The sequence below is a fragment of the Delftia sp. 11MD genome, from assembly GCF_050907895.1.
Classification (GTDB): Bacteria; Pseudomonadota; Gammaproteobacteria; order Burkholderiales; family Burkholderiaceae_C; genus Comamonas; species Comamonas tsuruhatensis.
In genome coordinates this window covers 6,625,001-6,637,905 of record NZ_CP194333.1, presented here as the reverse complement: position 1 = coordinate 6,637,905, position 12,905 = coordinate 6,625,001, and the positions used below count along the sequence as shown (strand labels likewise).

The window sequence follows — 12,905 nt, the reverse complement described above, 5'->3', positions numbered from 1 at the left end:
GCCAAGCATACGCAGCGCGGCTTTTCCCCGCGCGGCGGCCGGGCAACCGGGTGCCGATGGCGCAGTACCGCCTGCGGGCTTGTGGGCTGCTTGCGGCACCGGCGGGCCGGGGCCCTAAAATCGTCGGTTGATTCCGGCCATCCGGCTCGTCCGGCCACCTTGTCCGGCCCTTGGGGCCGCAGCACCATGCAAGAGAAATACAACCACATCGACGTTGAGCGCGCAGCGCAAGACCACTGGTCCGCCCGCGACGCCTACCGCGTGACCGAAGACCAGGCCAAGCCCAAGTTCTACGCCTGCTCCATGCTGCCCTACCCCAGCGGCAAGCTGCACATGGGCCATGTGCGCAACTACACCATCAACGACATGCTGGCGCGCCAGCTGCGCATGAAGGGCTACAACGTCCTCATGCCCATGGGCTGGGATGCCTTCGGCCTGCCGGCCGAGAACGCGGCGCTCAAGAACAAGGTGCCGCCTGCGCAGTGGACCTACGACAACATCGCCTACATGAAAAAGCAGATGCAGGCGATGGGTCTGGCCATCGACTGGAGCCGCGAAGTGGCCACCTGCGATCCCGACTACTACAAGTGGAACCAGTGGCTGTTCCTGCAGATGCTGGAAAAGGGCATTGCCTACCGCAAGACCCAGATCGTGAACTGGGACCCGGTGGACCAGACCGTGCTGGCCAACGAGCAGGTCATCGACGGCCGCGGCTGGCGCACGGGCGCGCCGGTCGAAAAGCGCGAAATCCCCGGCTACTACCTGAAGATCACCGACTACGCCCAGGAGCTGCTGGACCATGTCCAGGTGGGCGGCGACAAGGCCACGCTGACCGGCTGGCCTGAAAAAGTGCGCCTGATGCAGGAAAACTGGATCGGCAAGAGCGCGGGCGTGCGCTTCGCCTTCACCCACGACATCCGTGGCACCGACGGCCAGCCCATCCAGGACGGGCGCCTGTATGTGTTCACCACGCGCGCCGACACCATCATGGGCGTGACCTTCTGCGCCGTGGCGCCCGAGCACCCGCTGGCCCAGCATGCCGCGGCATCGCAGCCCAAGCTCGCGGCCTTCATCGAAGAATGCAAGAAGGGCGGCACCACCGAGGCCGAACTCGCGCTCAAGGAAAAGGAAGGCCTGCCCACGGGCCTGTTCGTCACCCATCCGCTGACGGGGGCCCAGGTCGAGGTCTGGGTCGGCAACTACGTGCTCATGAGCTACGGCGACGGCGCCGTCATGGGCGTGCCCGCGCATGACGAGCGCGACTTCGCCTTTGCGAAGAAGTACGGCATCGCCATCCGCCAGGTCATCGCGGTCGAGGGCGAGACCTTCAGCACCGAGGCATGGGCCGACTGGTACGGCGACAAGCAGCGCGCTGTCTGCATCGAATCCGGCGAACTCGACGGCCTGCCCCATGGGGCTGCCGTGGACAAGGTGGCCGAACTGCTGGCCACCAAGGGCCTTGGCGAGAAGAAAACCACCTGGCGCCTGCGCGACTGGGGCGTGAGCCGCCAGCGCTACTGGGGCACGCCGATTCCCATCATCCACTGCGAGGACTGCGGCGCCCAGCCCGTGCCTGCCAAGGACCTGCCCGTGGTCCTGCCCCAGGACCTGGTGCCCGATGGCTCGGGCAACCCCCTGGTCAAGAGCGAAGCCTTCCACGCCGGCGTGGTCTGCCCCTGCTGCGGCAAGAGCGCGCGCCGCGAGACCGACACCATGGACACCTTCGTGGACTCGTCCTGGTACTTCATGCGCTATTGCGACGCCAGGAACAGCGAGCAGATGGTGGGCAAGGGCACGGACTACTGGATGCGGGACCAGCATGCCGCCACCGGCGGCAGCGGCATGGACCAGTACATCGGCGGCATCGAGCACGCCATCCTGCACCTGCTGTACGCGCGCTTCTGGACCAAGGTCATGCGCGACCTGGGCCTGGTCAAGGTCGATGAGCCCTTCACCAAGCTGCTGACCCAGGGCATGGTGCTCAACCACATCTACAGCCGCCGCACGGCCAAGGGTGCCAAGGAGTACTTCTGGCCCAAGGATGTCGAGCATGTGTTCGACGAGACCGGCAAGATCGTGGGCGCCAGGCTCAAGGCCGAGGTGGACAGCGCCGACGGCCTGCTGCCCGTGGGCACGGACATCGACTACGAGGGCGTGGGCACCATGTCCAAGTCCAAGAACAACGGCATCGATCCGCAGGAGCTGATCGAGAAGTACGGCGCCGACACCGCGCGCCTGTACACCATGTTCACCGCGCCGCCCGAGCTGACGCTGGAGTGGAACGATGCCGCCGTCGAAGGCAGCTACCGCTTCCTGCGCCGCGTCTACAACTTCGGCGCCAAACTGTCGCAGATGGACATGGCCGGCGCCGTGCAGAGCGTGGCCGGCGCCAAGTCGCTGGACGACGTGGCATTCGGCAAGGCCGCCAAGGCCCTGCGCCTGGAGATCCACACCGTGCTCAAGCAGGTGGAGTACGACTACCAGCGCATGCAGTACAACACCGTGGTCTCGGGCGCCATGAAGATGATCAACGCGCTGGAGGACTTCAAGTCCCACGACGACGCGGGCGCCCAGGTGGCGCTGATCGAAGGCTTCGGCATCCTGCTGCGCGTGCTCTACCCGGCAACGCCCCACCTGGCCCATGTGCTGTGGAGCGAACTGGGCTACGCCGCCCACCTGGGCGATGTGCTGGACGCGCCCTGGCCCCAGGTCGATCCCCTGGCCCTGGTGCAGGACGAGATCTCTCTGGTGCTGCAGGTCAATGGCAAGCTGCGCGGGGCCATCCTCGTGTCCTCGACGGCCGACAAGGCCGAGATCGAGCGCATTGCCCTGGCCAACGAGGAATGCCAGAAGTTCACCAATGGCGCGGCGCCCAAGAAGGTGATCGTGGTGCCGGGCCGCCTGGTCAACGTCGTGGTCTAGGCCATGGCATGCCCCCTGAGGCGCTGCGCGCCTTCCCCCTCTCGCTTCGCGGGGGGGACGACACCCTCGCTGCGGGGCGGCCCTTGCTCGGTGTCCCTCGCTTTGGGCGCGACCGTTGCAAGGGCTGTGAGTGGCGCAAGCGCCTTGGAGAACTGATATGCAAAAACGTACCCTGCTCACCGCCCTGGCCCTGGCTCCGCTGCTGGGGGCCTGCGGCTTTCGCCTGCGGGGGGTGCCGACCTTCGTGTTCCGCTCGCTCTACATCCAGGCGGGCCGGGGCTCTCCGGTGGCGCGGGAGCTGTCGCGCAACCTGGCCAGTGCCAGCGACAAGCTGACCGTGCTGCGCGATCCGGCATCGCCCGACGATGCGGATGCGATCTTCCAGATCATCAGCGAGCGGCAGGAGCGGGTCATCGTCGGCATGAACGCGCTGGGCCAGGTGCGCGAGTTGCAGCTGCGCCTGCGCGTGCGCTTCAAGCTGCGCACGCCCAATGGAGACGAGCCGATCCCCGAGACCGAGATCCTGCAGCAGCGCGACGTGACGTACAACGAAACCAATGCGCTGTCCAAGGAGGCCGAGGAGGCCATGCTCTACAAGGACATGCGTACCGACATCGTCCAGCAGTTGCTGCGCCGCCTGTCGGCCGTCAAGAGCCTGACCTGAGCCCCATGCAGCTTGCCCTGAACCAGCTCGGCGGCCATCTGGCCAAGGGATTGCGCTCGCTCTACGTGCTGCACGGCGACGAGCCGCTGCAGCAGCAGGAGGCTGCCGACGCCATCCGTGCCGCCGCGCGCGCCGCGGGCTACACCGAGCGCAGCAGCTACACCGTGGCCGGCGCCCATTTCGACTGGAGCGCCGTGCTGGCGGCGGGTGGCTCGCTGTCGCTGTTTGCCGATCGGCAGATCATCGAGATCCGCATTCCCTCGGGCAAGCCCGGCAAGGACGGCGGCGCCGCGCTGCAGCAGATCGCCGAGGCGGCGCGCGGCAATGACAGCACGCTCACCCTGGTCATGCTGCCGCGCCTGGACAAGGCCACCAGGACCGGCGCCTGGTTCAGCGCGCTGGAAGCCCAGGGCATGACGCTGCAGATCGATCCCATAGAGCGCGGCCAGCTGCCGGCCTGGATTGCCCAGCGCCTGGCAGCCCAGGGCCAGCGCGTGGCACCCGGCGAGGAAGGCCAGCGCACGCTGCAGTTCTTTGCCGACCGCGTCGAGGGCAACCTGCTGGCCGCACACCAGGAGATCCAGAAACTGGCCCTGCTGCACCCCGCCGGCGAGCTGAGCCAGGCGCAGGTGGAGCAGGCAGTGCTCAATGTGGCGCGCTACGACGTGTTCAAGCTGTCCGAGGCCGTGCTGTCCGGCCAGTTGGCGCGCGTCTCGCGCATGCTCGACGGCCTGCAGGCCGAGGGCACGGCCGAGGTGCTGGTGCATTGGACCCTGGCCGAGGACATCCGCTCCATCTGCCGCGTCAAGGACGCCATGGCCGCAGGTCAGCCCCTGCCCATGGCCCTGCGCGCCCAGCGCGTCTGGGGCGTCAAGGAGCGTTTGTTCGAGCGCCTGCTGCCGCGCATCACCGACGTCCAGGCCGCGCGCCTGCTGCAATCGGCCCACGCGGTGGACGGCATCGTCAAGGGCCTGGCCTTCGAGGGCTGGCCCCGCGACGGCTGGCAGGCCCTGCGCCGCCTGGCCATGGACCTGGCCCAGGCCGGCGCCAAAGGCTGACGTACCGTTCCTAGCGCGTCTTTTCCAGCTGCGCCTGGGCCTTGGTGGCCCAGGTCTCCAGGTTGTCCAGCAGGTCCTTCTGGCTGAAGGAGCAGCTTTCCTCGCTGAACAGCGCGCTGGACTCCAATCGGTCCAGCAGATTGAGCAGCACTTCGCCGTAGCGCGGCGGCAGGGCCTGCAGCAACTCCGAGGAAGCCCTGGCCTGCTGCCCGAGCACGGCGGCCGGCAACTGCTGCTGTGCCAGTTGGGCGAAGCCCGCGCGCAACTGTGCGAGCTGCTGGGCGGCGAGAAGAGTGTCGTGGCTGGTGGACATGGCGGGAAAACCTCTGCGTACTGGGCAGCAGTGTAGGGTGGCCGCGACATCCTGCCGGCCGCCGGAACGCGGGGTTTGCCCTCTGGTGGCCGTGCGAGGACGCATCCCAGCCGCATGTTGGCGCGGGGCATGCCCGCTCTCGGTGCGCAAATGGGCGCAACTCGGCGAGAATCTCGGAATGAACGCGCTCAATATCGTCGAATACACCCACAACCTGGGCGTTCAGGCCAAAGTGGCCTCCGCCCAGATGGCCCGAGCCTCGGCTGCCGTCAAAAGCCGCGCCCTGCTGGCGCTGGCGCGCCTGCTGCGGGAGAACGTGGAGCCGTTGCAGACCGACAACGCCCGTGACCTCGACCGCGCCGTGGCCAACGGCCTGTCCGCTCCCATGGTGGACCGCCTGCGCCTGACGCCCAAGGTGCTGGAAACCTGTGCCCAGGGATGTGAGCAGCTGGCCTCCATGGCCGATGTGATCGGCGAGATCATCGGCATGAAGCAAATGCCCAGCGGCATCCGCGTAGGCCAGATGCGTGTGCCGATCGGCGTGTTCGGCATGATCTACGAAAGCCGCCCCAACGTGACCATCGAGGCGGCCAGCCTCAGCATCAAGAGTGGCAACGCCTGCATCCTGCGCGGCGGCTCCGAGGCCATCGACTCCAACAAGGCGCTGGCTGCCCTCGTCGCCAGGGCGCTGGCCGAAGCCGGCCTGCCCGAGCACGGCGTGCAGCTGGTGCAGACCACGGACCGCGAGGCCGTGGGCCAGCTCATCGCCATGCCCGACTACGTGGACGTCATCATCCCGCGCGGCGGCAAGGGCCTGATCGAGCGCATCAGCCGCGAGGCCAAGGTGCCCGTCATCAAGCACCTGGACGGCAATTGCCACACCTATGTCGATGATCCCTGCGACATCGCCATGGCCGTCAAGGTGGCCGACAACGCCAAGACCAACAAATACAGCCCCTGCAATGCCAGTGAAAGCCTGCTGGTGGCGCGCGGCGTGGCCGCCGAGTTCCTGCCGCAGATCGGCGCCATCTACGCCGCCAAGGGGGTCGAGATGCGCGGCTGCCCCGAATCGCTGGCCATCCTGAAGTCCGTGGCCGGTGCCCAACTGGCCGAGGCCACCGAGCAGGACTGGAGCGAGGAATACCTGGCGCCCATCATCAGCGTCAAGATCGTCGCGGGTGTGGACGAAGCCATCGCCCACATCAACCGCTACTCCAGCCACCACACGGATGCCATCCTGACGCGCGACCACATGCATGCCCAGCGCTTTCTGCGCGAGGTGGACTCGGCCAGCGTCATGGTCAATGCCAGCACGCGCTTTGCCGATGGCTTCGAGTACGGCCTGGGCGCGGAAATCGGCATCAGCACCGACAAGTTCCATGCGCGCGGTCCTGTGGGCATCGAAGGTCTCACCTCGCTCAAATACGTGGTGCTGGGTGAAGGCGAAGTCCGCACCTGACCGGACCTTGCTGCGCGCCGGCAGGCACCCTGCCGGGACGCCCCGCGCCGGGATGCCCCGCGCCGGCACCGCAGCACCGCAATGAACCCATGAAAATCATCATTCTTGGCGCCGGCCGTGTGGGCTACAGCGTGGCCGAAAGCCTGGTGTCCGAACGCAACGACATCACGGTGATCGACACCGATGCGCGCCGCCTGCGCGAGCTGGAGTCGCGCTTCGACCTGCGCGGCGTCGTGGGCAGCGGCATCGATCCCCATGTGCTGGCCGAGGCCGGCGCCAAGGACACGGACCTGCTGATCGCCTGCGCCGCGCTCGACGAAACCAACCTTGTGTGCTGCAAGCTGGCCCAGGTCCTGTTCGAGATTCCCACACGCATCGCGCGCGTGCGCTCCTCGGGCTTTGGCGAGGACGAGGCGCTGCTGGGCAAGGAAGGCTTTGGCGTCGACCGCATCATCTGCCCCGAGGAATCGCTGACCAACTACATCAGCAAGCTCATCGAGTTTCCCGAAGCCATGCAGGTGCGTGCCTTCGCGGGCGGGCGGGCCGCACTGGCCTCGGTGCGCGCGCGCGACGGCGCCCCCGCCGTCGGCAAGCGCATCGGCGAGCTGCGCGACTGCATGCCCGAGCTGGCCATGCGCATCGTGGCCATCTACCGGCGTTTCCTGGACGAGCCCGACCGCTTCGTCCGCTGCGACGGCAACACGCGCATCGAGCCCGGCGACGAGGTCTTCATCCTGGCCGCACGCGAGCATGTGGCCGAGGTGCTGCGTGCCATCCACCAGCCTGCCGGCCGGCCTTCGCGCCCGGTCTACCGCATCATGGTCGCCGGCGGTGACCAGGTCAGCCAGCGCCTGGCGCTGCAGCTGTCGCGCGTGCCGGGCCGCTTCCACATCAAGATCATCGAGCCCGACGAGCAGCGCTGCCAGGACCTGGCCTCGCTGCTGCCGGCCGAGGTGCTGGTGCTGCACGGCGATGCCACCGACGAGGACCTGCTGGCCGATGAAAGCGTGGAGGACGTGGACCTGTTCCTGGCCCTGACCGACGACGATGAGAACAACATCATGGCCAGCCTGCTGGGCAAACGCATGGGCGCGCGGCGCGTGCTGTCGCTGATCACGCGGCGTGCCTACGCCGACCTGATGCACGGCACGCAGATCGACATTGCGCTGTCGCCGGCCCAGGCCATGCTTGGCGAACTGCTGGCCTATGTGCGCCGCGGCGACGTGCAGGCCGTGCACAGCCTGCGCCGGGGCGTGGCCGAGGCGCTGGAGATCGTGGCGCGCGGCGACCGCAAAAGCTCGCGCGTGGTCGGCCGCAAGGTCGAGGACCTGCGCGTGCCCGAGGATGCCCACATCGGCCTCATCGTGCGCGGCATACCCGAAGGCGTGCCGGCCGACGAAATCGCGGCCGGTGCCGAGCCCGAGGTCATCATCCCGCGCAGCACCACCGTGATCGAGAGCGGCGACCACGTGATCTTCTTCCTGCCCCACAAGCGGCTGGTACGGGACGTGGAGAACCTGTTTCGCGTCAGCGCCACCTTCTTCTGAGCCGACACCATGCGCGACCTGTTACCCGTCCTGCGCGTGCTTGGCATGCTCATGGTCATGTTTGCGCTGTCCATGCTGCTGCCCTTTGCAGTGTCCTGGTTCACCGACGACGGCATCTGGCGCATCTACCCCTGGGCCATCGGCATCACGGCGGCGGCGGGGCTGTCGCTGTGGATAGGCCTGGACCACTTCCGGCGCGAGCTGCAGCCGCGCCACGGCGTCATCCTCGTCACCCTGGTCTGGGTGGTTTTGCCGCTGTGCGCCATGCTGCCCCTGGTGCTGGGCATGGGCCATGTGGGGCTGAGCATCAGCTTCACCCATGCCTATTTCGAGGCCGTCTCGGGCCTGACGACCACCGGCGCCACCGTGCTCACGGGGCTGGATGCGCTGCCCGTGTCCATCAATGTCTGGCGCACCTTCCTGCAATGGTTGGGCGGCATGGGCATCCTGATCCTGGCCGTGGCCATCCTGCCCCTGCTGGGCGTGGGGGGCGCCCAGCTGTTCCGTGCCGAAGCCGCTGGTCCCATCAAGGACACCAAGCTGACGCCGCGCGTGACCGAGACCGCCAAGGGCCTGTGGGGCGTGTACGGCGTGTTCTCGCTGGCCTGTCTGCTGGCCTTCTGGGCGGCAGGCATGTCGCCGCTGGATGCGCTGATGCACATGTTCGCCACCGTCAGCCTCGGTGGCCTGTCCTCGCATGACACCAGCTTTGCGTATTTCGACTCGCCGTTGATCGAACTGACCGCCCTGGTCTTCATGCTGCTGGCCAGCTGCAACTTCGCGCTGTACTTCGTGGCCATGCGCAAGGGCCGCTGGGACGGCTTCTGGCGCGATCCGGAAATGCGCGCCACGCTGGCCGTGCTGCTGGGAGGCGGGCTGATCGTGGCGCTGCTGCTATGGGCCAAGGGCGTGTACGGGCCTGTGGAGGCCCTGCGCTACGGTCTCTTCCATGTGGTCTCGGTGGCCACGACGACCGGCTTCACCACGGTGGACTACCTGACCTGGCCCGTCTTTGCGCCCGTGCTCATGCTGCTGATGTCGGGTGTGGCCACCAGTGCGGGCTCCACGGGCGGCGGCATCAAGATGGTGCGCATGCTCATCCTGCTCAAGCAGGCGCGGCGTGAACTCACGCGGCTCGCGCATCCGCGCGCCTTGCAGCCCGTGCGGCTGGGCACCGGCGTGGTGGACAACCGCATGATCTTCTCGGTGCTGGCCTTCATGCTGGTCTATGGCGCCACCGTGATCACACTCAGCATGGTGCTGCTGCTCACCGACCTGGACCCGGTGACCGCCTTCTCCGCCGTGCTGGCCAGCGTGCACTGCATGGGGCCGGGCCTGGGCGCGGTGGGCCCGTCCTCCAACTATGCTGTGCTCACCGAATTCCAGACCTGGGTCTGCACCCTGGCCATGCTGCTGGGACGCCTGGAAATCCTCAGCTTCATGGCCTTGCTTTCGCCGGCTTTCTGGCGCCGCTGACGCTGCAAAGACTGGGGAAAACACCTAGACCATGGTCCAATCTCTACAATTGCCCCCCACCGTCGTACCCAGAGGGTCTTTATGGTTCCACATCTCATCACGGCCCTGACCGGCCCGATCAACGAGCTTGAGCAGCGCATCCTCGACTCCATGCCGGCGATCGAGCGCTGGTTCCGGCTCGAATGGATGGAACACACGCCGCCTTTCTATTGCTCGGTGGACATCCGCAACGCCGGTTTCAAGCTCGCACCCGTGGACACCAACCTCTTCCCCGGGGGCTGGAACAACCTGACCGACGAAATGCTGCCGCTGGCCGTACAGGCGGCCATGGCGGCGATCGAGAAGATCTGCCCCGAAGCGCGCAATCTGCTCATCATTCCCGAGAACCACACGCGCAACACGCACTACCTGGCCAACGTGGTGCAGCTCAAGCGCATCTTCAACATGGCCGGTCTGAACGTGCGCATCGGCTCCATCAGCCCCGATGTGAAGAAGACCACCACCGTCACCCTGCCGCATGGCGACACGGTGACGCTGGAGCCGGTGATCCGCAGCAAGCGCCGCATCGGTCTCAAGGATTTCGATCCCTGCACCATCTTGCTCAACAACGACCTGTCGTCCGGCGTCCCGGGCATCGTCGAGGAGCTGTACGAGCAATACCTGCTGCCGCCCCTGCATGCAGGCTGGAGCGTGCGCCGCAAGAGCCGCCATTTCCAGAGCTATGAGGAAGTGGCCAAGCGCTTCGGCAAGCTGCTGGGCATCGATCCCTGGCTGATCAACCCGCTGTTCGGGCGCAGCGAAGGCATCGACTTCGCCAATGGCGTGGGCATGGAAGGCCTGGCCGAACAGGTCGATGTGCTGCTGGCCAAGGTGCGCCGCAAGTACAAGGAGTACGGCATCAAGGAAAAGCCGTTTGCCATCGTCAAGGCCGACAACGGCACCTATGGCATGGGCGTGATGACCGTGCGCGATGCCAAGGAGCTGGCCGAGCTGCCGCGCAAGAGCCGCAACAAGATGGGCATGATCAAGGACGGCCAGACCGTGCACGACGTGATCATCCAGGAAGGCGTGCTCACCCAGGAGCGCATGAACAACGCCGTGGCCGAGCCCGTGGTCTACATGATGGACCGCTACGTGGTCGGCGGCTTCTACCGCATGCATCCCGAACGCGATGTGGACGAAAACCTCAACGCGCCCGGAGCCGGCTTCGTGCCGCTGGCCTTCCAGCACAGCACCCAGCTGCCCCAGATCGGCGCGCGCCCGGGTGCCAGCATGCCCAACCGCTTCTACATGTATGGCGTGGTGGCCCGGGTCGCCATGCTGGCGGCCAGCTATGAGCTGGAGGCGACCAACCCCAACGCGGAAATCTACGACTGATCGGGGTGCTGTCCGATGCGCTCGTCATCAGGACAGCGGACAATGCCGGCATTTCAATTGACTGAAGCCATCTCCCCACGGGATGGCGCATAGACCTGTGCAGAAAACCAAATCTTCGTTGGCCGCGCTCACCCTGGGCGCCATCGGCGTGGTCTATGGCGATATCGGCACCAGCGTGCTGTATTCGGTCAAGGAGGTCTTTGGCTCCGGCCATGTGCCGTTCACCCAGGAGAACATCTACGGCGTCCTGTCGCTGCTGTTCTGGACCCTGACGGTCATCGTCTCGCTCAAGTACGTGGTCCTGGTGCTGCGTGCCGACAACAACGGCGAAGGCGGCCTGGTCGCCATGCTGGCCCTGGCCTCGCAGACCGTCAAGGACAAGCCCCGCCTGCGCAACGTGCTGCTGCTCATCGGCATCTTCGGCACTTCGCTGTTCTATGGTGATGGCGTGATCACGCCGGCCATCTCCGTGCTCTCGGCCGTCGAAGGCCTGGAAGTGGTCTCTCCGCACTTCACCAAGGCCGTGATCCCGCTGACCCTGGTGATCCTCTTCCTGCTTTTCTGGTTCCAGAAGCACGGCACGGCGGGGATCGGTCGGTTTTTCGGCCCCATCACCCTGGTCTGGTTTGCCACCATCGCAGCGCTGGGCGTGCACCAGATCGCGGGCCATCCCGAAATCCTGGCGGCCATCAGCCCGCACTTCGCAGTGCGCTTCATCTGGGACAACCCCGGCACCAGTTTCATCATCCTGGGCGCCGTCGTGCTGTGCGTGACCGGGGCGGAGGCGCTCTATGCCGACCTGGGCCACTTCGGCAAGAAGCCCATCCGCCTGGCTTGGTTCTCCGTGGCCATGCCTGCCCTCACGCTCAATTACTTCGGCCAGGGTGCGCTGCTGCTGGCCAACCCGGCCGCCGTGAAGAATCCCTTCTACATGATGGCCCCGGCCTGGGCGCTGCTGCCCCTGGTGCTGATGGCCACCATGGCCACGGTCATCGCTTCGCAGGCCCTGATCACGGGCGCCTTCAGCGTCACGCGCCAGGTCATACAGCTGGGCTATCTGCCGCGCCTGGAAGTGCGCCACACCAGCGTGCGCGAGACCGGCCAGATCTACATGCCCCTGGTCAACTGGAGCCTGTTCGTGGCGATTGCGCTGGCCGTGGTGCTGTTCCGCTCCAGCGGCAACCTGGCGGCCGCCTACGGCATTGCGGTCACGCTGGACATGCTGATCACCACCACGCTGACCTTCTTCGTGATCCGCTACCGCTGGAACTACCCGCTGGCCCTGTGCATCGCGGCCACCGGATTCTTTTTCCTGGTGGACCTGGCCTTCTTCTCGTCCAACCTGCTCAAGCTGTTCGACGGCGGCTGGTTCCCGCTGCTGATCGGCGGCACGGTGTTCTCGCTGATGATGACCTGGCGCAAGGGCCGCGAGCTGCTGCACGAAAAGCTGCAGGCCGATGCCATCGACCTCAAGAGCTTCCTCGAATCGGTCTGGCGCCATCCGCCGGCGCGCGTGACGGGCACGGCCGTCTTTCTTTCCGGCGAACCGGGCACCGTACCCAACGCCCTGCTGCACAACCTCAAGCACAACAAGGTGCTGCACAACCAGAACATCTTCGTCACGGTGCGCAACCATGAAATTCCCTGGGTGGGCCTGGACAAGCGCACCGAGATCGAGGCGCTGGGCAGCGACTGCTGGCAGGTCATCATCAACTACGGCTTCAAGAACGAACCGGACGTGCCGGCGGCACTGTCCCTGCTGCGTCCCCGGGGTTGCCAGCTCGACGCCATGGAGACCAGCTACTTCCTGTCGCGCGATGTCATCATCCCGCGCATCAGCCACCGCATGGCGCCCTGGCGCGAAAAGCTGTTTGCCCAGATGCACCGCAACGCCAGCCGTGTCTCCGACTTCCTGCACCTGCCCAGCAACTCCGTGGTGGAGCTGGGCTCCAAGATCGAGCTGTAGGCGTCGCCAGCGCATCGCACGGTCGGCGGCTGTGGTGACAGAATCGCGCGATGCGCTTTTTCCGTGACTTGAGTCCCTCTGCCTTCGCAGCCGGCTTCGTGGCCGTGCTCGTGGGCTTCACCA

10 protein-coding genes (1 of these 10 cut by a window edge) are annotated in these 12,905 nt (G+C 66.4%); 9 read left to right on the top strand and 1 reads right to left on the bottom strand.

Annotated elements, in window-relative coordinates; translation table 11 throughout:
• Positions 1 to 186 precede the first annotated feature (186 nt).
• The 3 genes from leuS (at position 187) to holA (ending at position 4,644) form a co-directional block, all read left to right on the top strand.
• Positions 187 to 2,922, top strand: a complete 2,736-nt coding sequence (leuS, locus tag ACRSCF_RS30405; protein WP_034365489.1) for a leucine--tRNA ligase — start codon at positions 187 to 189, stop codon at positions 2,920 to 2,922.
• A 157-nt stretch (positions 2,923 to 3,079) separates the two neighbouring features.
• Positions 3,080 to 3,586: an LPS assembly lipoprotein LptE gene (gene lptE, locus ACRSCF_RS30400; protein WP_016447206.1), complete on the top strand. Its 507-nt coding sequence runs from the start codon at positions 3,080 to 3,082 to the stop codon at positions 3,584 to 3,586.
• A gap of 5 nt (positions 3,587 to 3,591) precedes the next feature.
• Positions 3,592 to 4,644 (top strand): DNA polymerase III subunit delta, encoded by a 1,053-nt coding sequence (gene holA / locus ACRSCF_RS30395; protein ID WP_133072709.1) that lies wholly within the window; start codon positions 3,592 to 3,594, stop codon positions 4,642 to 4,644.
• A gap of 10 nt (positions 4,645 to 4,654) precedes the next feature.
• Here the strand turns inward: holA and ACRSCF_RS30390 are convergent, their stop codons facing one another.
• A complete protein-coding gene (locus ACRSCF_RS30390) occupies positions 4,655 to 4,957 on the bottom strand; it encodes a hypothetical protein (protein ID WP_016454224.1) in 303 nt (100 codons plus the stop codon).
• A gap of 178 nt (positions 4,958 to 5,135) precedes the next feature.
• Between ACRSCF_RS30390 and ACRSCF_RS30385 the strand changes: the two genes are divergently transcribed.
• The 6 genes from ACRSCF_RS30385 to ACRSCF_RS30360 form a co-directional block, all read left to right on the top strand.
• Complete coding sequence (locus tag ACRSCF_RS30385; protein WP_012207797.1) at positions 5,136 to 6,416, top strand: glutamate-5-semialdehyde dehydrogenase; 1,281 nt, start codon at positions 5,136 to 5,138, stop codon at positions 6,414 to 6,416.
• A gap of 89 nt (positions 6,417 to 6,505) precedes the next feature.
• Positions 6,506 to 7,963 carry a Trk system potassium transporter TrkA gene (gene trkA, locus ACRSCF_RS30380; RefSeq protein WP_016447202.1) on the top strand — a complete coding sequence of 486 codons (1,458 nt, stop codon included), beginning with the start codon at positions 6,506 to 6,508 and terminating at the stop codon, positions 7,961 to 7,963.
• Positions 7,964 to 7,972: 9 nt separating this feature from the next.
• The gene (locus ACRSCF_RS30375) at positions 7,973 to 9,439 is read left to right on the top strand and encodes a TrkH family potassium uptake protein (protein WP_016447201.1); all 1,467 of its coding nucleotides are present in this window, start codon (positions 7,973 to 7,975) and stop codon (positions 9,437 to 9,439) included.
• 81 nt (positions 9,440 to 9,520) lie between these two features.
• Entirely contained in the window at positions 9,521 to 10,816 is a 1,296-nt protein-coding gene (gshA, locus tag ACRSCF_RS30370) for a glutamate--cysteine ligase (RefSeq protein WP_012207794.1), read from the top strand.
• A gap of 97 nt (positions 10,817 to 10,913) precedes the next feature.
• Entirely contained in the window at positions 10,914 to 12,782 is a 1,869-nt protein-coding gene (locus tag ACRSCF_RS30365) for a potassium transporter Kup (protein ID WP_026062036.1), read from the top strand.
• 50 nt (positions 12,783 to 12,832) lie between these two features.
• Positions 12,833 to 12,905 carry the start of a benzoate/H(+) symporter BenE family transporter gene (locus ACRSCF_RS30360; RefSeq protein ID WP_034365490.1) on the top strand. It continues 1,109 nt past the right edge of the window, so only the first 73 of its 1,182 coding nucleotides appear in the window; it begins with the start codon at positions 12,833 to 12,835; its stop codon lies off the right edge, out of view.